Below are 19,699 nucleotides of genomic sequence, written 5' to 3' on the forward strand. Positions count from 1 at the left end.
GGCAATCAGAGCGTAAAGATTTGTCAGGGGTGCGTCAGTGGCGTCCCGCGACCCGGTCGGCCAGTCGTGCCAGCCGTGACGACTCGATGCCGGGCGCCGTCCGTTCGCGCCGGTCCGCCGTGCGGTAGGTGGCGTACATGCCGTGCACGCCCAGCCAGCGCAGCGGTTCCGGCTCCCACTTGCGCACCCGGTGGTTCACCCACGGCAGCGCCGTCAGCTCCGTCGGGCCCGCCTGGCCCGAGTCCTGCTGGACGAGGTCGCGGAGCGTGCGGGCGGCGAGGTTCGTGGTGGCGACGCCCGAGCCGACGTAGCCGCCCGCCCAGCCGAGGCCGGTGGAGCGGTCCAGGGTGACCGTGGCGCACCAGTCGCGCGGCACCCCCAGCACCCCCGACCACGCGTGGGTCACCCGGATCCCGGCCAGCGACGGGAAGAAGCGGACCAGGATGTCGTACAGCGCCTCGACGGTGTCGGGCTGGGTGCGGCCGTCGTTGTCCGTGCGGGAGCCGAAGCGGTACGGGACACCGCGGCCGCCGAGCGCGATCCTGCCGTCGGCGGTGCGCTGGGCGTACATGTACGCGTGCGCCATGTCGCCCAGCGTCTCGCGCCCCTCCCAGCCGATCCGCTCCCACTGCGCTTCGGTGAGCGGCTCGGTCGCGATCATGGAGGAGTTCATCGGGAGCCAGGTGCGCCGCTGGCCCTTCAGGGAGGCGGTGAAGCCCTCCGTGCAGCGCAGGACGTACGGTGCGCGGACCGTGCCGTAGGGCGTCACGGCGTGCTTCGGGCGTATCTCGGTGACCGGCGTGTGCTCGTGGATCGTCACACCGAGCGCCTCGACGGCCGCCGCGAGACCCTTGACCAGCTTCACCGGGTGCAGCCGCGCCCCGTGCGGGGTCCAGGTCGAGCCGACCGCGTCCGCGACCCTGATCCGCTCGGCTGTCCGCCGGGCGCCGTACAGCTCGCGGTCCTTCTCGCCGTACGACAACTCCTGCTCGTGGAACGCCTTGAGCCGGGCCAGCTGCGCGGGCGTGTACGCCACCTCCAGGACGCCGCCGGCGTGCACGTCCGCGTCGATGCCCTCCTCCTCGGTGACGCGGACGACCTCGGCGACGGTGTCGTTCATCGCCCTCTGCAGGCGTACGGCGGCCTCGTGGCCGTGCAGCCGCGCGTACCGGTCGCGGCCCGCGATGCCGTTGTAGAGCCAGCCGCCGTTGCGGCCGGAGGCGCCGTAGCCGCAGAACCTCTGCTCCAGGACCGTGATCCGCAGGAAGGGCGCCGCCTTCTTCAGGTAGTAGGCGGTCCACAGGCCGGTGTAGCCACCGCCGACGATCACCACATCGGCGGTCGCGTCCCCGGCGAGGGGCTCCCGGGGCTCGGGGAGGCCGTCGTCGGCGTACCAGAAGGAGACGCCGCCGTTGACGACGCTGTTCACCGCACTGTTCATGAAGCCGGACGCTAACCCCTCAGAGCGACCAGTGTCTCCTTCGGATTCCATGGTTTTCCGCAGCCTCGGGTCAGCGGATAACAGGCCAGACCGATCAGCACCGAGATGAAATGCCCGAAATCCGTGAACGTGGGAGTCGCGGTCAGGGGGAGGGCGTACACCAGGAGGACGACGGTCAGATACGCGTAGCTCCAGGGCGCCGCGAGCCGGTAGGTGAGCACGCCGACCACCCCGGCCAGCGCGTAACTCACCCCGAAGTCGAGCGTGTTGACCGCCGAGTGCGGGGCCATCCCGTCCTTTATCGCCTGCAGCAGCGCGCCCTCGCTGACGAGCGTGGCGAGCACGTGCGCGGCGGCGCACACGGTCAGCCAGCGGGCGGTGCCCAGCCAGCGCTCCGCCTGCGCGTGGAAGACCGTGTAGAGCGCGGCGTACGGCAGCCAGTGCCCGCCGTCGATCCACATCGCGGAGGTGATGAACACGCGCAGCGGGTCCTGGGACAGCTGGTGGATGTTGGTGGACCGGTGCCGGAGGAAGCGCTCCTCGAAGTGCGGCGACATGTGGTGCAGCGCGATGGTGGTGAAGAACAGGATCAGCAGCCACACGTATGTCCCCGGGGCGCTGCGTATGTAGGCCGCCGCTGCCCCGAGGCCGCGCCGAATGCGCCTGACCCCGTCCACACAGGCCAGTATCGTCGGGAAGGTGATCGAGGTGCCTGGCGAGCTGGTCGCTTCTCAGGAGAAATTCAACCGGGAGGCGGGACGCGCTTTCGTCGCGGAGCTGCCCCGGCGGGTGGAGGAGTTCCTGGAGCGGTGGGGGCTGCGGGTGGAAGGGCCCGCGATGTACGGGGTGACCGCGCTGGTGCTGCCGGTGACCCGCACCGACGGCACCTCGGCAGCGCTCAAGCTCCAGCTCCGGGACGACGAGAGCGAGGGCGAGCCCCTGGCACTGAGCGTCTGGGACGGGGAGGGCGCCGTACGCCTGCTGGAGCACGACGAGCCGACCTGCACGCTGTTGCTCGAACGGCTGGACGAGACCCGCTCACTGGCCGATGTGCCCGACGCGCGTGAGGCGGTCCTCGTCATCGCGGAGCTGCTGGCCCGCCTCACCGCCGTCCCGGCCCCGGAGGCGATGCGCCGACTCGGCGACATCGCGCGGGCGATGCTGGAGCGGGTCCCCCGAGCGCTCGAGCGGATAGCGGAGCCGGCGGACCGCCGCCTGGTCGCGGACTGCGCGGCCGCCCTGGGCGAGGTCGCTTCCGAGCCGGGCGACCGCCTGCTGCACTGGGACCTGCACTACGACAACGTACTGGCCGCCGACCGCGCCCCCTGGCTGGCCATCGACCCCAAGCCGCTGGCCGGCGACCCCGGCTTCGACCTGCTCCCGGCGATCCACAACCGCTACGACCCCGAAGAGACCCGGTGGCGCTTCGACGCCCTGACGGACGCGCTGGGCCTGGACCGGGAGCGGGCGCGGGCCTGGACGCTGGGCCGGGTGCTGCAGAACTGCCTGTGGGAGATCGGGGACGGCAGGCCGCTGGAGGCGGTCCAGTTGGAGATCGCCCGCACACTGCGCGGCTGAACCTCCGCCCGAGGACAGGGCGGGCCGAGACACGCCCCCGTATGGACGATCCGGCTTTCAACGGCTTATCCGGTCATAGCGTACCGAATATGACGAAACGCCATCTCGCCTATCTCGCGTGTGCCGCAGCGCTCGTCGCGTCGGGGTGCGGCGCCACCGCCGACTCCCTCCCCGCGACGCCCGGCACCCGCACGGTGCGTCCGGGTGACTCGATCCAGAAGGCGGTGGACGCCGCCAAACCGGGAGACACCATCCTCCTCGCCGCCGGCACCTACCGGGAGAGCGTTCGGGTGACCACCTCCGGGCTGACCCTGCGCGGCATGGGCCGCAACACCGTCATCGCACCGGCCGACAAAGCGGCCTCGAACGCCTGCGCGAAGGCCGGCAACGGGATCTGCGTCGAGGGGACGCAGGGGCACCCCGTCACGGACACCACCATCGCCTCCCTCGCGCTGACCGGCTTCTCCAAGAGCGGCCTGTGGTCGACGTGGACCGACCGGCTGACCGTCCGGCACGTGACCGCCGAGAAGAACAAGGTGTGGGGCATCGCGCAGGAACGCTCCACCCGGGGCGTGTTCCTGGACAACACCGCCCGCGACAACGGCGACGCGGGCCTGTTCCTCGCCAACACGGTCGTCTCCGAGGGCGGGGCCACGGACACCAAGGGCGCGGTGATCGCGCGCAACCATCTCCAGGGCAACCGGATCGGCGTGACCGTCCGCCGCCTGAGGGACCTCACCGTCATGAGCAACGACCTCACCGCCAACTGCGCGGGGGTCTTCGTCGTCGGGGACGAGAACACGCCGCGGGCCGGTGCCCTGACCGTGAGCGACAACGTCATCCGTCAGAACAACAAGTCCTGCCCGAAGACCACCCGGCTGCCCGCCCTGCAGGGCTCCGGGATCGTCCTGACCGGTGCCGAGAGCACCCTGGTGACCCGGAACACGATCACGGACCACACGGGCAAGTCTCCGCTCTCCGGCGGCATCGTGCTCTTCAAGAGCATGGTGGGCGCCTCGAACGAACGCAACCAGATCACCGGCAACACGGTGCGGCGCAACGCCCCGGCGGACCTCGTCAACGGGGAGACCGGCAAGGGCAACACCTTCCAGGGCAACACCTGCGGCGCCTCCAAGCCCGCGGGACTGTGCTGACGCCAGGCACCCCAGAGAGGAAAGGCAGCACATGACGACCGTAAGCCCTGCCCCGCCGCCCCCCATGCGCCTGCGGGAACTCGCGTTCGGGGCGGCGTGCGCCGCCGCCCTCCGCGCCGCCGCCCGCCTGGGCGTCGCCGACGCCCTCGGGGACGGCCCGATGGCCGTGGAGGACCTCGCGGCCGCGGTGAAGACCGAACCCCGGCCACTGCGGCGGCTGCTGCGGGCCCTGGCCTGCTACGGCGTCTTCGCCGAGCACGAGGACGGGACGTTCGCGCACACCGACATGTCCCGGCTGCTGCGCGAGGACGACCCGAACAGCCTGCGCTACATCACCCTGTGGTGCACCGAGCCCTGGACGTGGAACGCGTGGCCGAAGCTGGACGAGGCGGTGCGCACCGGCCGGAACGTCGTCGAGGACCTGTACGGCAAGGAGTTCTTCACCTACCTCAACGAGGACGCCCCGGAGTCGGCCGACGTCTTCAACCGGGCCATGACGACCTCCAGCCGGCAGTCCGCGCGGGACGTCGCCGAACTCCTCGACCTGTCGGGGAGTTCCTCGGTCGCCGACATCGGCGGCGGCCAGGGGCATGTGGTGGCGAGCCTCCTGGAGAAGTACCCGTCGATGCAGGGAACGCTGCTGGACCTGCCCCCCGTGGTGCGCAACGCCGACCCGCGGCTGCGGGAGGGCGGCGCCCTCGCCGACCGGGTGCGCATCGTGCCGGGCGACTGCCGCGAGGCCATCCCGGTCAAGGCCGACGTCTACATCATCAAGAACATCCTCGAGTGGGACGACGACTCGACCGCCCGGTGCCTGCGCAACGTCGTCACGGCGGGCGGCCCCGGGGCGCGGGTCGTGGTCATCGAGAACCTCGTGGACGACACGCCCTCGATGCGGTTCTCCACCGCCATGGACCTGCTGCTGCTCCTCAACGTGGGCGGGGCCAAGCACACCACGAAGAGCATGGTGGACCGGATCACCGCCGCGGGCCTGATGATCGACGACATCAGCCCGGTCAACCCCTACCTGCACGCGTTCGACTGCAGCGTCCCCCGGTGAACAGCGTCCCCCGGTGAACAGCGTTTCCCGGTGAACAACGTCCCCCACTGAACGTCGACAGCCACCGGCCCGCCGGGCCGCCCCCACACGCCACCGGTCGCCGGGTCCGCGGTCCACGCGGGCCCGGCGACCGGTGGCCGTTCGGGTGATTCGGACGGTGGGGTCGGGGTCGGTTCAGCGAGCGGAGTCCCGCTCCCAGCGGTAGAAGCACTGCGCCATCGCGTCCTTCGGGAGCGCCAGGTGGCCGGGTCGTAGGCGCTGACGTACGCCGTGAGCCGCTCGCTGACGTCCCGGAAGGCCGGGTGCTGGGCCACCTTGGCGATGGCCGGGCCGGGCTCCTGCTCGGCCTCGATCAGGTGCATGTAGACGTCGCCGAACTGCCACAGGGTGCGCCGGGTGACCCCGACGAGGTGCGGCAGCTCTCCCCGGTCGGATTCCTCGAACACCTTGGCGATGTCAGGGGCCGATCCGGGGGCCATACGGGCGACGATCAGGGCCTGGTGCATGAGCGTGTCCTCCGTCCGGTTCAGTCGGCCAGCGCGGGCGCGGGCCGCGACTCGGCGGCGGCCTTCTCGATGCGGTCCCGGATCAGGGCCATCTGCACCTTGGAGTTCCGGTTGATGTTGTCGGTCATCCAGGCGTCGTCGACCGGGGCGTCGGGCTTCATCGCGAAGTCCTGCGTCCACACCATCCGGGTGCCCTCGGGGACCTCCTCGTACTGCCACCGGATGTTCATGTACGCGAAGGGCCCCGGCTCGACACGACGTGCCTTGACGCTGAGCGTGGGACGGTCCGTCTCCCGCTCCGAGACCCAGCTCCACACCGTGCCGTTCTGGTCGGGGTGCATGGTCAGCCGGAAGGTCGTCCTGTTCCCCTCGCGGGAGAGCACGTCCACGGAGGCGTACTCGCTGAACAGGTTCGGCCAGTTCTCCAGGTCGTTGGTCATGTCCCAGACCAGGTCCACCGGCGCGGCGATGGTGATGGCGTTCTCGGTGTGTCCGGCCATGTCAGGCTCCTGCCATGAGGGTGCTGTTGACGAGGTCGAGGAACTGCCGGGGGGTCTTGCAGCGCTCCGCGTCGGGCGGCATCGGGGTACCGTGCCGGTTCTCCAGTTCGCCGACGATGCCGAGCAGGCCGAGCGAGTCGATGCCGAGGGCGTCGAAGCCGGAGTCGCACCGCTGCTGCAGTTCCTGCGGGGCGACGGTGACTCCGGCGGCCTTCTTCATCAGCTCGGACAGTTCTTCCACGGTGATGCGGTCGTTCATACGGTGGGTCTCCTTTGCTCCAGGGCGGCCTCGCTGCGAGGCGCCGCTGTTCCGGTCGTTCACTCCCGGCTCACTCGGCCGCGCCGTGCCGCAGCACGAGCGCCGTGTTCGACCCCATGAGGCCCCGGCTGAGGACCAGCGCCGTGCGCGGCTCGGCGGCGCGGGCCCGGCCGGTCACCAGGTCGAGGTCGTGGCAGACGTCGAGGACGTTGGGGGTGGGCGGGATCAGGCCGTGCTCCATCGAGAGCACCGCCGACGCGACGTCCAGCACGGGCGCCGCGCAGTAGCCGCGGCCTATGCCCGTCTTGGGCGCCGTCACGGGTACCCGCCTGCCGTGCGCGCCCAGCGCGTCGGCGATCGCCAGCGCCTCGGCACGGTCCGCCTCCGGTACGCCGAGGGCGTCGGCGAACACCACGTCGATCTCCTCCGGGGCGCACTCGGCCTCCTCCAGCGCGCCGCGGATCGCCTGGACGAGCCCTTCCCGGGACCGCTCCCACTGTGAGGCGCCGGTGAACGTCGCCGCGTGCCCCGCCAGCACGGCCCGCACCCGTACGCCCCGCTCACGGGCCGAAATCTCGTCCTCCACGACGAGCATGGCGCCGCCCTCCGCGGGCACGAACCCGCAGGCCCCCGAGGTGAAGGGGCGGTAGGCGCGCTCCGGGTCCTCGGCGGTGCTCAGCTCCTGGTAACCGAGCTGGCAGACCGCCGAGTACGGTGCGAGCGGCGCCTCGGTCGAGCCGGCCACGATCACATCGGTGCCCCGGTGCACGGCCCGCGCGGCGTGCGCGAGGGCGTCGAGGCCGCCGGCCTCGTCGGCCGCGACGACCGAACAGGGGCCCTTGAACCCGCGGCGGATGGAGATCTGACCGGTGCTGGCCGCGTAGAACCAGGCGATGGACTGGTAGGGGCCGACGAAGCGGCTGCCCTTTCCCCACAGCTGCTGCAGCTCCCGCTGCCCGAACTCACCGCCGCCGGATCCGGCCGCGGTGACCACGCCGAGGGAGAACGGCGAACCGTGCTCGTCGGCGCGGCCGATCCGGGCGTCGGCCAGGGCCAGGTCGGCCGCGGCCATCGCGAAGTGCGTGAACCGGTCGGTCTGCACGAGGAAGCGCTCCTCGACCACCGCCGCCGGGTCGAAGGCGCGGACCTCGCCGGCCACCTTCAGCGGCAGGTGCTCGCACCCCTCGCGGGTGACCCGGTCCAGGACGCTGATGCCCTCCCGGGTGGACTTCCAGAAGGTGTCGGTACTCGTTCCGTTGGGCGCGACGACGCCGATTCCGGTGACGCCGGCGCGCCTGACGTGGGGTGCGCTCATCGTGTCCTCTCCCTCTGCCGGGTCAGGATCACCGCGGACTGGAAGCCGCCGAACCCGCTGCCCACGGAGAGCACGCTGGTCAGCTCCCGCTCCCGGGCCACGCGCGGGACGTAGTCCAGGTCGCACTCCGGGTCGGGGGTCTCGTAGTTCGCGGTCGGCGGTACGACCTGGCGGTCCAGGGCCAGTACGCAGGCCACGACCTCGATCGCGCCGATCGCCCCGAGGGAGTGCCCCACCATGGACTTGATGGAGCTCATGGGCGTGTCGTAGGCGTGGTGGCCCAGGGCCCGCTTCACGGCGGCGGTCTCGTGGCGGTCGTTCTGCCGGGTGCCGGAGCCGTGCGCGTTGACGTAGTCGATGGCCGAGCCGTCGAGGCGGGCGTGGTCGAGCGCCGTCTCGATGGCGCGGGCCATCTCCAGGCCCTCGCTGGTCAGTCCGGTCATGTGGTAGGCGTTGCCGAAGGTGGCGTAGCCGCTGAGCTCGCAGTACACCCGCGCGCCGCGGGCCCGGGCGTGTTCCAGCTCCTCCAGGACGAGCACCGCGCCGCCCTCGCCCATGACGAACCCGTCACGGTTGTTGTCGAAGGGCCGTGAGGCGTGCGCGGGGTCGTCGTTGTTCGGGGACGTGGCCTTGATCGCGTCGAAGCAGGCCATGGTGATCGGGGAGATCGGCGAGTCGGAGGCTCCCGCGATGCAGACGTCGGCCCGGCCCTCCTCCACGGTGTGGAAGGCGTACCCCACCGCGTCGAGCCCCGAGGTGCAGCCCGTGGAGACGGTCTGCACCGGACCACAGGCGCCGAAACGTTCCGCCACCATCGAGGCCAGCGTGCTCGGCGAGAACGCCCGGTGCAGGTGCGCACCCGCCTCCCGGTGATCCACGTCCCAGCGCTGCCCGCGATGGCTGACCAGGACGTAGTCGTGCTCCAGCCGGGTGGTTCCGCCCACCGCGGTCCCCAGGGACACCCCGACCCGCCAAGGGTTCTCCCGGGCAAGGTCGAGGCCGGCGTCCCGTACGGCCTCCTCACCGGCGACCAGGGCGAACTGGATGTACCGGTCGGCACGTTCGATCTGCTCCGGCCCCAGCCCGCAGGCCACCGGGTCGAAGTCGCACTCGGCGGCGATCCGCGAGCGCAGGCCGGTCGGGTCGAAGAAGGTGATGCCCCGCGTCGCGGTACGGCCGTTGGCGAGCAGATCCCAGAACGCCGGGACGCCGATGCCGCCCGGTGCCACGACGCCTATGCCGGTGACCGCCACGCGCCGGGTCATGAACGGACCTGACCTCGGTCGGCCGGCCGGGCACCGCCCGCCCCGGCTCCTTCCGCGGCGACCGCGACGGCTTCCGTCTCCTCGGTGTCGACGTGGCCGAGCTGCGGGGTCGGGGCGAGGGGGCCCAGATGGAAGACGAGACGCGCCTCCTCGTCGCCCACGTTGCGGAAGCGGTGCCGCATATAGGCGGGGATCATCAGACCCTGCTCGGGCCGCAACGCCTGCGGCTCGCCGTCCAGGTCCACCTCGAGCCGGCCACAGAGGACGTAGACGAACTCCTCGGAGTAAGGGTGGTAGTGCTCACCGATCCGATCCCCCGGCTGCACGATGGCCACACCCATGAAACCGCTGGTGGAGCCGACCGTGGCCGGGGTGAGCATGGCGCGCAGATCGCCGCCGCGCCGGGTGTTGGGCTCGATCTCGCCGAGCTCCACGATTCTGGGACGGGGTTTGGTCACGTCGTTCCTCCGATGTGTGCTGCGTCTGCAGGGGGCGGGGCCACCACGGCCCTGGATGCCGGTCAGGCGTCGGCCGAACGGCGGTCGGTGATGAGATCCATACGCGCGAGCGTCAGGAAGCGCGCCAGGTCGCCGCCCTCGAGCGCAGAACCCTCCGCACCGACGGCGGCGCCGTCGAGGAGGGTGGTCAGCTCGGCCGCCTGCGCGGGGTCGGCCAGGCCGAGAGTCAGCACCGGGTCGGCGTCGGCACCACTGCGGACATCGATCAGCCGTACGACGATCTCGTCCCGCTGGAAGATCGTGCTGCCGCAGACCGGGCTGCGCGGATCGTCCGCCCGCGCCTCGTCCTGCTCCGCCAGCAGCCGCGCCAGCCGCATCCCGCACCCCGGCCGCGCGGGGTAGTACAGCGCGAGCCGCTTGGCCTCCGGGCACTCCTGATCCGACGTCACATGGTGGACCGCGGGCAGCGCCGCACGGGTGAAGAAGACCCGCGCGGACTCCGGGTCGTTGAGGTCCCGGTCCTGCTCCAGATACGGGTTGATGGCCTCCTCCACCGCCCGCACCTCGGGCTGCCGGGCGACGTGCCGCAGCGCCGCGAGCAGGTCGCCGCGCACCTCGATGGCCCGCACCACCCGGTTGCCGTGCATGAACAGCGAGGTCCGGCACAGCCGGGTGGTGTCGTCGACCCGGGCCTGAGGCGAGGCGTAGTCCGAGAGGATCTTCGCCACGGTCTGCTCGCTGCCCGGCTTGACCGTGAAGGTGAGCGCATGGCGGATCACTCCGTCACCGATCCGCGGGGACGCCTGCAGCCGCCGGTTCGCGGACCTGGCGGACGGCTCGCCACCGGTCTCACGGACGATGTGGAACCGCAGCGACCGGGTGTCCCGGACACAGCTGTGCAGCGGCTGCACCATCCGCACGTGCTCCTCGCTGTTCACCCAGGCGAGGAACGGCGGGGCACTCTCCCACTCGCTGGTGATGAGCCACTGCGAGGGATTCTCGATCGACTGGCAGAGCTGGTCGCTGACGTGCCCGGGTACGGAGGCGACCTGGTTGCACAGCTGCTCGTACGCCTCCAGGAACTGCTGCTGGGCTCCGTCGTAGACGTCCACCAACAGGACGACCCGGAGCGGGGAGCCGTCGAACACCGACTGCGAGACCCGTTTCGACACCTGTCGCGTCACCGGTTCTGAAACACGTTCAGACATTGTGGTCATGCTGCGCTCTTCTCCTTCGGCGGGGCAGAAGCCGACATCGGCCGCGGGTGACACGACGTCAGCGTTCCTCGATCGTGTTCCGGCCGCCGGTGGTGCGCGACTCGTATGAACCACGTGGGTGATCACGCGGGTGATTGGCCGCGCCGACGCACGCGAAGCCGCCCGGAGAGGGCATGGAAACCACAACGCGCCCCAACCCCGCACCCCTGCCTCTGGAGGCACCGATGCAGCAAGAAGCCGACCACCGGGTTCCGGTCCTCATCGTCGGCGGCTCCCTGGTGGGCCTGTCCATGTCCCTGTTCCTGGGCCGTCACGGCGTACGGCACACCCTCGTCGAGCGGCACTCGGGAACCTCGATCCACCCGCGCGGACGCGGCAACAACGTGCGGACGATGGAACTCTTCCGGGTGGCCGGCATCGAGCCGGACATCAAGACCGCGGCCTCGCTCCTCGCCGACAACCACGGCATCCTGCAGACACCGACGCTCGTCGGCGACGCCGGCGAATGGCTGTTCCGGCAGATCGACCCGGGTGGCGGACTCGCCCGGTTCAGCCCCACCACCTGGTGCCTGTGCAGCCAGAACGACCTGGAACCCGTCCTGCTCGACAGCGCCCGGGAACTCGGCGGCGACCTGAGGTACTCCCACGAGATGGAGTCCTTCGAACAGGACCCCGAAGGGGTGACGGCCGTCGTCCGCGACCGGGCCACCGACGAGCGGTACACCGTCCGCGCCGACTACCTCGTCGCGGCGGACGGCCCGCGCAGCCCCGTGCGGCGCTCGCTCGGCATCGGACAGAGCGGTCCCGGCGACCTCTTCGCCAACGTCAGCGTCACCTTCCGCTCCAAGCTGCTCGCCGACGTGGTCGGCGACCGCCGCTTCATCTGCTGCTACCTCACCGACCCCGAGGCCGACGGCGCCCTGCTGCCCGTCGACAACAAGGAACACTGGGTCTTCCACGCGCCCTGGCACCCCGAACGCGGCGAAACCCTCGAGGAGTTCACCGAGGACCGGCTCCAGCGGCACATCCGCCGCGCCGTCGGCGTGCCCGACCTCGACGTGGAGGTCACCGGCAAGGCCTCCTGGCGTGCCGCCGAACGCGTCGCCGACCGGTACGCGGCCGGCCGCGTCTTCCTCGCCGGGGACTCCGCCCACGAGATGTCCCCGACCGGCGCGTTCGGCTCCAACACCGGCATCCAGGACGCCCACAACCTGGCCTGGAAACTCGCCGCCGTCCTCGGCGGCTGGGCCGGACCCGGCCTGCTGGACACCTACGACACCGAGCGCCGGCCGGTGGCCCTCGCCACCAGCGCCCGCGCCTCGGCCCGCTCCGTGGAGCACAGCCACCCGGGCTTCTCCCCCGCGCCCGGAATGCGCGGCGACGGCCCGAGGAGCGGCATCCTCAACGTCGTCCTCGGCTACCGCTACCCCGAGGGCGCCGTAGCCGGGGCCGACCCCGCGCAACCGGTCGTGCCCGACGCCGTACGCCTCACCGGGGAGCCGGGCAGCCGCGCCCCCCACCTCTGGCTGCGCCGCTCCAGCGCCCGGCTGTCCACGCTCGACCTGTACGAACGCGCCATGGTGCTGCTCAGCGACGCCCGCTCCACGGCGGGGTGGCACGACGCGGCCCGCCGCATCGCGGTGACGGACGGTGTACGCCTCGAGACCTACCGCATCGGCACGGGGCCGGACGCCGACCTGACGTACGACGCGGAGGCCGGGACCGGGGCAGCCGACTGGGCACAGACGTACGGCACGACGCCGGACGGAGCGGTCCTGGTGCGCCCGGACGGGTTCGTGGCCTGGCGGGCACCGGGGGCGGTGCCTGATCCGGTAGGGGCGCTGCGGGAGGCGCTGGGGGCGGTGCTCAGGCCGGCCTGAGACCGCTCACCCGACGGGGTGTGCCGGGTGGTTCCGGACGGCTTCCCGGCGTCCGGAACAACCGGCGGAACGGCTAGCGCCAGATCGTCTGGATCGAGTCGAACTGGACCCAGGTGATCGGGTTGCCGCTGTTGGCGCCGTAGACGGTCACGGAGCCCGCGGTGTTCACCTCGAAGCGGCAGGCGTTGATGCCCTGGCTGTTGTTCCGGGGGGTCGTGGCGCGGACGTACCAGGTGGGCATCCCCATGGACGCCGGGAGAGTGGCGATCTTGGTGTCGGCGGTGAGGTTGCAGGTGATCGCGCCGCGTGCCTGGAGGAAGGTGGTGCCGAGGATGGTGACGATGCGGACCTGCGGGGTCGCGCCGGTCTGCGCGGTGATGCCGGGCTCCAGCACCAGATCGGTCCACGCGGTGGCGTCGACGGCGGCGGCAGCCGCGGGAGTGGCGGTGGCGACGCTGCCGACGGCGACAGCGGCGGGCAGGCCGAGAGCGGCACCGAGGATGCTGCGGCGGTTGTAGGACATGGTCGTTGGTCTCCTTGACGAGGCCGTGTGCGGAATGGCGGAGGGTGGCGACTTCAGCGCCAGACGGCGCTGAAGTTGTCGAGCTGTGCCCAGGTGATGGCGTTGGTGGAGGTCCCGCCGTACAGGCGCAGCTGGCGGTCGGTGCCGGCCTCGGCCCGGGCGACGCAGTAGCCACCGCTGTTGTTGCGCGGGACGTTGCAACGGGTCTCCATGCTCGGGGAGAGCGTGTCGGGCAGTGTGCCGATGACCGCGTCGGCGTTGAAAGTGCCCTTGACCCCGCCGCTGAGCTGGAGCGTCGTGACGCCGCTGACGCTGATGAGCCGTCCCTTGGGGGCGTTCTGGTCGACGCTGACACCGGAGGCGAGGGGAATCGTCTGCCAGTCGGTGAGCACCTTGACGCCGTCGACCTCGGCCGCCCCGGAGAGCGACACGATGGTGCAGGTGCGCGGCCCGGGGTCCTCGCAGGCGAAACCGAAGTGGAGGTAGGGCACGTCGCCCACCACTTCCACGGTCATGCCCTCCGGCTCGCGCCAGTCGAGGCCCGGCGCGGCGGTGATGAACTGCCGGTCCAGGACGTTCCCGGTGGCCCACTCGACGGCGGTGATGTAGGTGTTGCCCGGCGGCGGGTTGTGCGGAGTGCTGGGCGGGTTGACGGTGCTGTCGTAGTGCTCCCCGTCGAGCAGGTAGAGCACGCCGCTGTGGGACGCGTACGACTGGAAGAGGCCCAGGCCCGTGGGCTGGGCCAGGCGCTGGAGCGGCGTGAAGACGCCCGCCGCCGCCTGGGCCAGGTCGTACCGCTCGTAGTACATCGTGCCGCCGGTGCTGAACCGCACGATGAGCTCGTTCGCGCTGCGGTCGATGGTGGGGGTGACGGAGCGGGCGCCCGTCACGGGCGTGTACGGCGTGGTGTGCAGGGAGGATCCGTAGTCCAGGACCGTCCCGGTCCGGAACTCGAAGTTGGTGATGGCGGTGCCGAAGCCCTCGTTGCTGCTGTTCGCCACGGACGCCGTCTCGGTCCACAGGCGGATGACGCCGCTGCGGTTCTCGACGCCGAGGTTGACGCCGTGGCCGAATCCCCGCAGATACATGTATCCGACGATCGCGCCCGACCGGTTGAGGCGCGTCACGCACATGTCTCCATGGGCGAGCCGGTCAGCGCCGGAGACCGGTCCGGACTCCCCGCTGAGGGTCAGACCGCCCTCCATCACCTGGAGCACGAAGATGTCGCCGGACACCGGGTCGATGCCGAACGACTGCATCACGGTGCTGTTCTTGAGCGGGCGCCGGTGGAGCAGCTTGCCCACCGGTCCCGCGATGTCTATCTGTCCTGCAACGGTCACGCGACGCCGCTCCTTCTCGCACTTTCGTGCTGTCATGTTCGGGGCGGCGCAAGTGTCGCATGATCATTGCGTCGTGCACGGAACCCCTCGGTCCGCTCCGCTCACGCATCGCACACACCGCTCCTGCACGCCGGTCTCCGTCCCGGCCGCCGAGGATCAGCCCGCCCGGACCTGCCGCTGGGGCACCCGGCTCGACGCGCGGCCCGTGAAGGTGTTCGGCGACGGCTCCGAGATCACCGAACAGGCGGTGGCGTCCTGCGTCGCCAAGTACGCCACCAAGGCCGCCGGGAAAGGGAGATCCCGGGGCACAGCCGGCTCGGCATCACCGTGGACGTCCCTACGCACGTGAGCTCGGACACACAGCGCGCGGCCACCAGTCACTTCGGGCCGCCTGCTCAGGCGCCGTGTCGGCCGTGAGCGACCGCCCGGGTCGATGTCACCCGTGGATGTCGAACGCCCCGGACCGATCACCGGCCGGGGCGTTCGCGCTGCTCAGAAGAGAGCCCCCTGTCGGATTCGAACCGACGACCTTCGCTTTACAAGAGCGGCGCTCTGACCAGCTGAGCTAAGGAGGCGTGCACCTGGGTGCTCGTGCAGTGTACCCAGGTCCGGGGGGCGGTCTGTCGAAAATTTCCGCGAAGTTCACAGTCCCCGGGGTACTGACAGCCGGGCGAACGCCAGGTACCGTCTCGGTCCAAGTTCACTCTTGTGGACTACACCACAACGGAACCCCCGTAGTGGCACACCACCTTCCTACAACGGATCGTCCGGCACGTTCCTGCCGGTAGAAGGGGGCCCATTCACCATGGCCACTGTCACGTTCGACAAGGCGACCCGGATCTACCCGGGTTCCGAGAAGCCCGCCGTCGACTCTCTGGACATCGCGATCGAGGACGGCGAGTTCCTCGTCCTGGTCGGCCCGTCCGGCTGCGGCAAGTCGACCTCGCTCCGCATGCTGGCGGGGCTCGAGGACGTCAACGGCGGCGCCATCCGCATCGGTGACCGCGACGTCACGCACCTGCCGCCGAAGGACCGGGACATCGCCATGGTGTTCCAGAACTACGCGCTCTACCCGCACATGACGGTCGCCGACAACATGGGCTTCGCGCTCAAGATCGCCGGTGTGCCGAAGGCGGAGATCCGCAAGAAGGTCGAGGAGGCCGCGAAGATCCTCGACCTCACCGAGTACCTGGACCGCAAGCCGAAGGCGCTCTCCGGCGGTCAGCGCCAGCGCGTCGCCATGGGCCGCGCCATCGTCCGCGAGCCGCAGGTCTTCCTCATGGACGAGCCGCTGTCCAACCTCGACGCCAAGCTCCGCGTGTCGACCCGTACGCAGATCGCGTCGCTCCAGCGCCGCCTCGGCATCACCACCGTCTACGTCACCCACGACCAGGTCGAGGCCATGACGATGGGCGACCGCGTGGCCGTGCTGAAGGACGGTCTGCTCCAGCAGATCGACAGCCCGCGCAACATGTACGACAAGCCCGCCAACCTCTTCGTGGCCGGCTTCATCGGTTCCCCGGCGATGAACCTGGTCGAGGTGCCGATCGCCGACGGCGGTGTGAAGTTCGGCAACTCGGTGGTCCCGGTCGACCGCGACGCGCTCGCCGCCACCACCGACAAGACCGTCACGGTGGGTGTCCGCCCCGAGCACTTCGACGTGGCCGGCCCGGACTCCGACCTGGGCCTCGCGGTCACCGTGAACGTCGTCGAGGAGACGGGTGCCGACGCCTACGTCTACGGCACCGCGAAGGTGGGCGACGAGTCCAAGGACCTGGTCGTGCGCGTCAACAGCCGTGACGTGCCGGAGAAGGGCAGCCAGCTGCACGTCGTGCCGCGCTCGGGCGAGACCCACGTCTTCTCGACCTCCACGGGTGAGCGTCTCTCCGACTGACGCCGACTGACGCCACGACCTCGGCTGATTCACCCACGTTGACGAAGAGGGCCCCGCAGCACGCTGCGGGGCCCTCTTCGCTGTCGACAAATACCCCGGCATACCGGGCATTTCGATTGGGCGACGTCAACCCCTTACCCAGAAATCAGCGCTTCGCCATCACCCGAACCGGTGACTAAATGTCGCCAAATCACTACCGGGCGCTACTCTCACTCGCGTGAAGCACACCACTACTCCACAGGGACGGCGCGGCCGGGGCCCCGCCCGCCGGATCGGCCGCACCCTCGCCCTCGTTCTGCCCGTCGTCCTGGTGCTGTCCGGGACTCTGGCGGTGACCCGCGTCAACTGGTCGGGCGGCCCCAACTCGGTGCTCGCCGCCTCCTCCGAAGACGTCTCCACACGTGCGTCCTCCCGGGCCCCGCAGGACGTGCTGCGCGACAAGCTCCTGCTGGAACTGCAGGAGAAGAACCCGGGTGTCGCCCTCACCCACCTCCAGGAGGCCGTCAACGGCCGCCCGTCGCTGGCGAAGCACTGCGCGTCCATCGCCAGGGCGCTGGGGCGCGCCGCGGTCCGCGTGTACGGGCCGTCGCGCGCCCAGGCCTACGCCCGGCCGGTCTGCGACACGTCCTTCGCCTCGGGCGTGGCGGGCGGCCGCGGCTGAGAGCCCGGCCGGGCGGGGCGCGAGGCGACGTACAGTGCGGTCATGACCGATCCGAACGCCGCCTCGCGCCCCGTCCAAGCCGTCGTCCTGGCCGGGGGCCAGGGCTCCCGGCTGCGTCCGTACACCGATGACCGGCCCAAGCCGATGGTGGAGATCCCGGGCACCGGGACCCCGATCATCGGACATCAGCTCGCCTGGCTCGCCGAGGAGGGCGTCACGGACGTCGTGGTCTCCTGCGGCCATCTCGCCGAGGTCCTGCAGAACTGGCTGGCCTCCGCCGACCTGCCGCTGCGGGTCACGACGGTGGTGGAGTCGGAGCCGCTCGGCCGCGGCGGCGGCCTGCGCTACGCCGCCGAGCACCTGCCGCACCCCGACAAGCCGTGGTACGCGACGAACGGTGACATCTGGACCCGGTTCTCGCTGCGCGACATGGCGGACTTCCACACCGAGCGCGACGCGGTCGCCACGCTGGCGCTGGCGCGGCCGCGCCTCCCGTGGGGCGCGGTGCAGACGGACGGCTTCGGCCACGTCACGGACTTCATCGAGTCCCCGCCGTCGACGTTCGAGATCAACGCGGGGGTCTACGTCTTCTCCGCCGATTTCGCGAAGCTGCTCCCGGAACGGGGCGACCACGAGCGTACGACGTTCCCCCGCCTGGCCCGCGAACGCCGTCTGGCGGGCTTTCCGATCCCGCAGGGCGCGTACTGGCGGGCGATCGACACGGCGAAGGACCTCACGGAAGCGGCGAAGGAGCTGGCGGCCCAGGGCCGCTGACGCTGCGACAGAGATTCGCAGCCCTCCCCACACAAAGGGCCCGCAGACGACGACTCCTGGAATTCGCCGTGTGCGGGCCCTTTGTGCGGGAGCGTCGGGCTACCCCAGCAGCCCGCCCACCAAGTGGTCGGAGCCTCCGGAGCTGCTGCCTCCTCCTGTGCCGCCCGTCGAGCCGCCCGTCGGGCCTGCTGTGCCCGTGCCGCCCGACGAGGAGGGGCCCGCGCTGGTGCTGGGGGCTCGCCCGGACGGGGACGAGTGGTGGCGCGGGGCCTGGCCCACGCTGCCCTGGGTCTGGCTCGGCTGGCCGCCCGTGACCGAGCCGGTCGCGCCCGCCGTGGCCGGCGTCCTGGACGTACTCGACGGCGACGACGTGGTGCCCTGGGTCGTCGGCGGCTGCGACGCCGAGGGGCTCGCCTTGTGCTGCCGCGCGCCCGGCGTCCCGGGCAGCGGTGAGCCCGGCAGTTCGTTGCGCGGCGCCTCTCCGGGCCCGGGCACGACCACGCGGTCCGCGTCCCGCACCGCCCCGCCGAGCAGCGAGCCGACCAGCAGCGTCACGCCGGTCACCAGCCCCGTCACCACCGCGCCCCGGCGCAGCACGTACTGCCGCAGCGCCCAGATGTCCGCTCGCGGCCCGAGCCGGCGCCATGCGCTCCCCGCCAGCCGGCCGTCCACGGAGTACACCGGCGCCCCCGCGATGACCAGCGGCGACCATGCGGCGAGGTAGATGATGTCGGGCGCGTCGTATCCGGGAGTGGCCCGCCAGCTCACCGTGACGATCAGTGCCGCCGACAGCAACGCCCCGGCCGCGGCCGCGACCCGCTGCCACAGCCCGAGGACGGTCAGCACGCCCACGATCACCTGGAGGAAGGCGATCACCAGGCCGGTGCCGACGGGGTGGTGGAGCGCGAACTGCCGCAGCGGCTCGGCGACTTCCCAGGGGTGCAGAGTGTTCAGCCAGGTGACCATGGACCCCCGCTTGCCGCCGTCGAAGTAGAGCGGGTCGCAGAGCTTGCCCATGCCGGCGTAGGCGGAGACGGAGCCGAGGAAGACGCGCAACGGCAGCAGCACCACGCCGAGGTTCATCCGGCGCCCGGGGTAGTAGGCGTGCCGTACGTGGTCGCCGCCGTGCCGCCTGCTCCGCGGGCCGTTCCCGAGCTCCTCGGTGCGTGCCGCGTCCGCGAACCCGCCGTCGTCGTAAGGCGGTTCGTCGTAGGCGTGCCCGTCGTACGCGACGTCGTCGTACGCGCTTCCCGCGCTCCGCATCGGCGGCAGCAGCCGGGTCTCCCCTGCCAGGGGCCCGCGCTGGGCACCGACGACCGGCGTCTGAAGCGTCTGTGCGCCCAGGTGGTCGTCGTAGCCGCCGGTGCCCAACGGGCCGTCCAGTTCGACGCGCGGGATGACCTGGGTCGCGCCCGGGTCGCCGCCCGCCTCCTCGCCGTGCGTCACGCTCGACGTCCGTACGGCCTGGAGCAGCCGGTGCGCGCCGGTGTCGTCGGGTGCCGACCTCCCGCTCCAGACGACGGGCCTGCGGCGGCCGGACGGCCCCGCCGTACCGGCGACGGGCATGCGCGCGACGTCCTGCGCGCCGCCGACCTGCCGGGCGACCCGCGGGTACTGGGCGCGGCGCGCCGACGCACCCAACTGCACGCGGAAACTCGCATGATTGACGATGACCTGCGCCGGGTCGCTCGGCACCTTCACCATGCTCAGCGCGGGAGCGTCGTCGAACCCGGACGACCGGTCCCCCGTGGGTGTGCGGCGTGTTCTGGTCTCCACACTCATCTAACCGAGTGACGTGTGGTTAGGACACTGCTTTGACTCCGCGGATCTGTCCGGACCCCGTCAAGCTTGCCCTGTACGACCGAATTCCCCCG

18 protein-coding genes, 1 tRNA gene and 2 pseudogenes are annotated in these 19,699 nt (G+C 71.2%); 8 read left to right on the forward strand and 13 right to left on the reverse strand.

Features of this window, described 5'->3' with window-relative positions; all coding sequences use genetic code 11:
- Window positions 1-34: 34 nt before the first annotated feature.
- Together C3488_RS14455 and C3488_RS14460 are read right to left on the reverse strand one after the other, a co-directional pair.
- Window positions 35-1,441: an FAD-binding oxidoreductase gene (locus C3488_RS14455; RefSeq protein WP_103839808.1), complete on the reverse strand. Its 1,407-nt coding sequence runs from the start codon at window positions 1,439-1,441 to the stop codon at window positions 35-37.
- Window positions 1,442-1,452: 11 nt separating this feature from the next.
- A complete protein-coding gene (locus tag C3488_RS14460) occupies window positions 1,453-2,118 on the reverse strand; it encodes a rhomboid-like protein (protein WP_181139015.1) in 666 nt (221 codons plus the stop codon).
- Here C3488_RS14460 and C3488_RS14465 point away from each other — a divergent pair.
- From C3488_RS14465 to C3488_RS14475, 3 genes are all read left to right on the forward strand, one after another.
- Window positions 2,099-3,019: an aminoglycoside phosphotransferase family protein gene (locus C3488_RS14465; RefSeq protein ID WP_181139016.1), complete on the forward strand. Its 921-nt coding sequence runs from the start codon at window positions 2,099-2,101 to the stop codon at window positions 3,017-3,019. The genes C3488_RS14460 and C3488_RS14465 overlap by 20 nt on opposite strands.
- A gap of 89 nt (window positions 3,020-3,108) precedes the next feature.
- Window positions 3,109-4,173 carry a nitrous oxide reductase family maturation protein NosD gene (locus C3488_RS14470; RefSeq protein WP_103839810.1) on the forward strand — a complete coding sequence of 355 codons (1,065 nt, stop codon included), beginning with the start codon at window positions 3,109-3,111 and terminating at the stop codon, window positions 4,171-4,173.
- A gap of 31 nt (window positions 4,174-4,204) precedes the next feature.
- Window positions 4,205-5,233 carry a methyltransferase gene (locus C3488_RS14475; protein WP_103839811.1) on the forward strand — a complete coding sequence of 343 codons (1,029 nt, stop codon included), beginning with the start codon at window positions 4,205-4,207 and terminating at the stop codon, window positions 5,231-5,233.
- Window positions 5,234-5,407: 174 nt separating this feature from the next.
- Here C3488_RS14475 and C3488_RS14480 read toward each other — a convergent pair.
- The 7 genes and pseudogenes from C3488_RS14480 to C3488_RS14510 all read right to left on the reverse strand — a co-directional run bounded on the left by C3488_RS14480 (window position 5,408) and on the right by C3488_RS14510 (window position 10,753).
- Window positions 5,408-5,739, reverse strand: a pseudogene (locus C3488_RS14480) (TcmI family type II polyketide cyclase).
- Window positions 5,740-5,759: 20 nt separating this feature from the next.
- A complete protein-coding gene (locus C3488_RS14485; RefSeq protein WP_103839812.1) occupies window positions 5,760-6,239 on the reverse strand; it encodes an SRPBCC family protein in 480 nt (159 codons plus the stop codon).
- 1 nt (window position 6,240) lies between these two features.
- Entirely contained in the window at window positions 6,241-6,498 is a 258-nt protein-coding gene (locus C3488_RS14490) for an acyl carrier protein (RefSeq protein WP_103839813.1), read from the reverse strand.
- A 70-nt stretch (window positions 6,499-6,568) separates the two neighbouring features.
- Window positions 6,569-7,813, reverse strand: a complete 1,245-nt coding sequence (locus C3488_RS14495) for a ketosynthase chain-length factor (RefSeq protein ID WP_103839814.1) — start codon at window positions 7,811-7,813, stop codon at window positions 6,569-6,571.
- A complete protein-coding gene (locus C3488_RS14500) occupies window positions 7,810-9,078 on the reverse strand; it encodes a beta-ketoacyl synthase (protein WP_103839815.1) in 1,269 nt (422 codons plus the stop codon). Before C3488_RS14500 ends, C3488_RS14495 begins: the two co-directional genes overlap by 4 nt.
- Window positions 9,075-9,536, reverse strand: coding sequence for a cupin domain-containing protein (locus tag C3488_RS14505; protein WP_258053423.1), 462 nt, complete (start codon window positions 9,534-9,536; stop codon window positions 9,075-9,077). The genes C3488_RS14500 and C3488_RS14505 overlap by 4 nt, the downstream gene beginning before the upstream one ends.
- A 62-nt stretch (window positions 9,537-9,598) precedes the next feature.
- Entirely contained in the window at window positions 9,599-10,753 is a 1,155-nt protein-coding gene (locus C3488_RS14510) for a SchA/CurD-like domain-containing protein (protein ID WP_103839817.1), read from the reverse strand.
- 224 nt (window positions 10,754-10,977) lie between these two features.
- Here C3488_RS14510 and C3488_RS14515 point away from each other — a divergent pair, with 224 nt between their 5' ends.
- A complete protein-coding gene (locus C3488_RS14515; protein WP_103839818.1) occupies window positions 10,978-12,633 on the forward strand; it encodes an FAD-dependent monooxygenase in 1,656 nt (551 codons plus the stop codon).
- A 73-nt stretch (window positions 12,634-12,706) separates the two neighbouring features.
- Here the strand turns inward: C3488_RS14515 and C3488_RS14520 are convergent, their stop codons facing one another.
- Together C3488_RS14520 and C3488_RS14525 are read right to left on the reverse strand one after the other, a co-directional pair.
- Window positions 12,707-13,156 (reverse strand): hypothetical protein, encoded by a 450-nt coding sequence (locus tag C3488_RS14520; RefSeq protein ID WP_103839819.1) that lies wholly within the window; start codon window positions 13,154-13,156, stop codon window positions 12,707-12,709.
- A gap of 53 nt (window positions 13,157-13,209) precedes the next feature.
- Entirely contained in the window at window positions 13,210-14,496 is a 1,287-nt protein-coding gene (locus tag C3488_RS14525) for a hypothetical protein (protein ID WP_146067864.1), read from the reverse strand.
- On the opposite strand from C3488_RS14525, the pseudogene C3488_RS42375 reads away from it, so the two are divergent.
- Window positions 14,471-14,782: pseudogene (locus C3488_RS42375) on the forward strand (replication initiator); the annotation flags it as partial. The gene C3488_RS14525 and the pseudogene C3488_RS42375 sit on opposite strands and share 26 nt — an antisense overlap.
- A 215-nt stretch (window positions 14,783-14,997) precedes the next feature.
- Here C3488_RS42375 and C3488_RS14535 read toward each other — a convergent pair.
- Window positions 14,998-15,071: transfer RNA gene (locus tag C3488_RS14535), tRNA-Thr, on the reverse strand.
- Window positions 15,072-15,301: 230 nt separating this feature from the next.
- Between C3488_RS14535 and C3488_RS14540 the strand changes: the two genes are divergently transcribed.
- The 3 genes from C3488_RS14540 (at window position 15,302) to C3488_RS14550 (ending at window position 17,825) form a co-directional block, all read left to right on the forward strand.
- Window positions 15,302-16,390, forward strand: a complete 1,089-nt coding sequence (locus tag C3488_RS14540) for an ABC transporter ATP-binding protein (RefSeq protein ID WP_103839821.1) — start codon at window positions 15,302-15,304, stop codon at window positions 16,388-16,390.
- 217 nt (window positions 16,391-16,607) lie between these two features.
- Window positions 16,608-17,051 (forward strand): hypothetical protein, encoded by a 444-nt coding sequence (locus tag C3488_RS14545; protein ID WP_103839822.1) that lies wholly within the window; start codon window positions 16,608-16,610, stop codon window positions 17,049-17,051.
- Between the two features lie 42 nt (window positions 17,052-17,093).
- Window positions 17,094-17,825 (forward strand): nucleotidyltransferase family protein, encoded by a 732-nt coding sequence (locus C3488_RS14550; RefSeq protein WP_103839823.1) that lies wholly within the window; start codon window positions 17,094-17,096, stop codon window positions 17,823-17,825.
- Between the two features lie 99 nt (window positions 17,826-17,924).
- On the opposite strand, the gene C3488_RS14555 is transcribed toward C3488_RS14550, so the two are convergent.
- A complete protein-coding gene (locus C3488_RS14555; protein WP_258053424.1) occupies window positions 17,925-19,607 on the reverse strand; it encodes a DoxX family protein in 1,683 nt (560 codons plus the stop codon).
- Between the last annotated feature and the right edge of the window lie 92 nt (window positions 19,608-19,699).

Source organism: Streptomyces sp. Ru72, assembly GCF_002920635.1.
Taxonomy (GTDB): domain Bacteria; phylum Actinomycetota; class Actinomycetes; order Streptomycetales; family Streptomycetaceae; genus Streptomyces.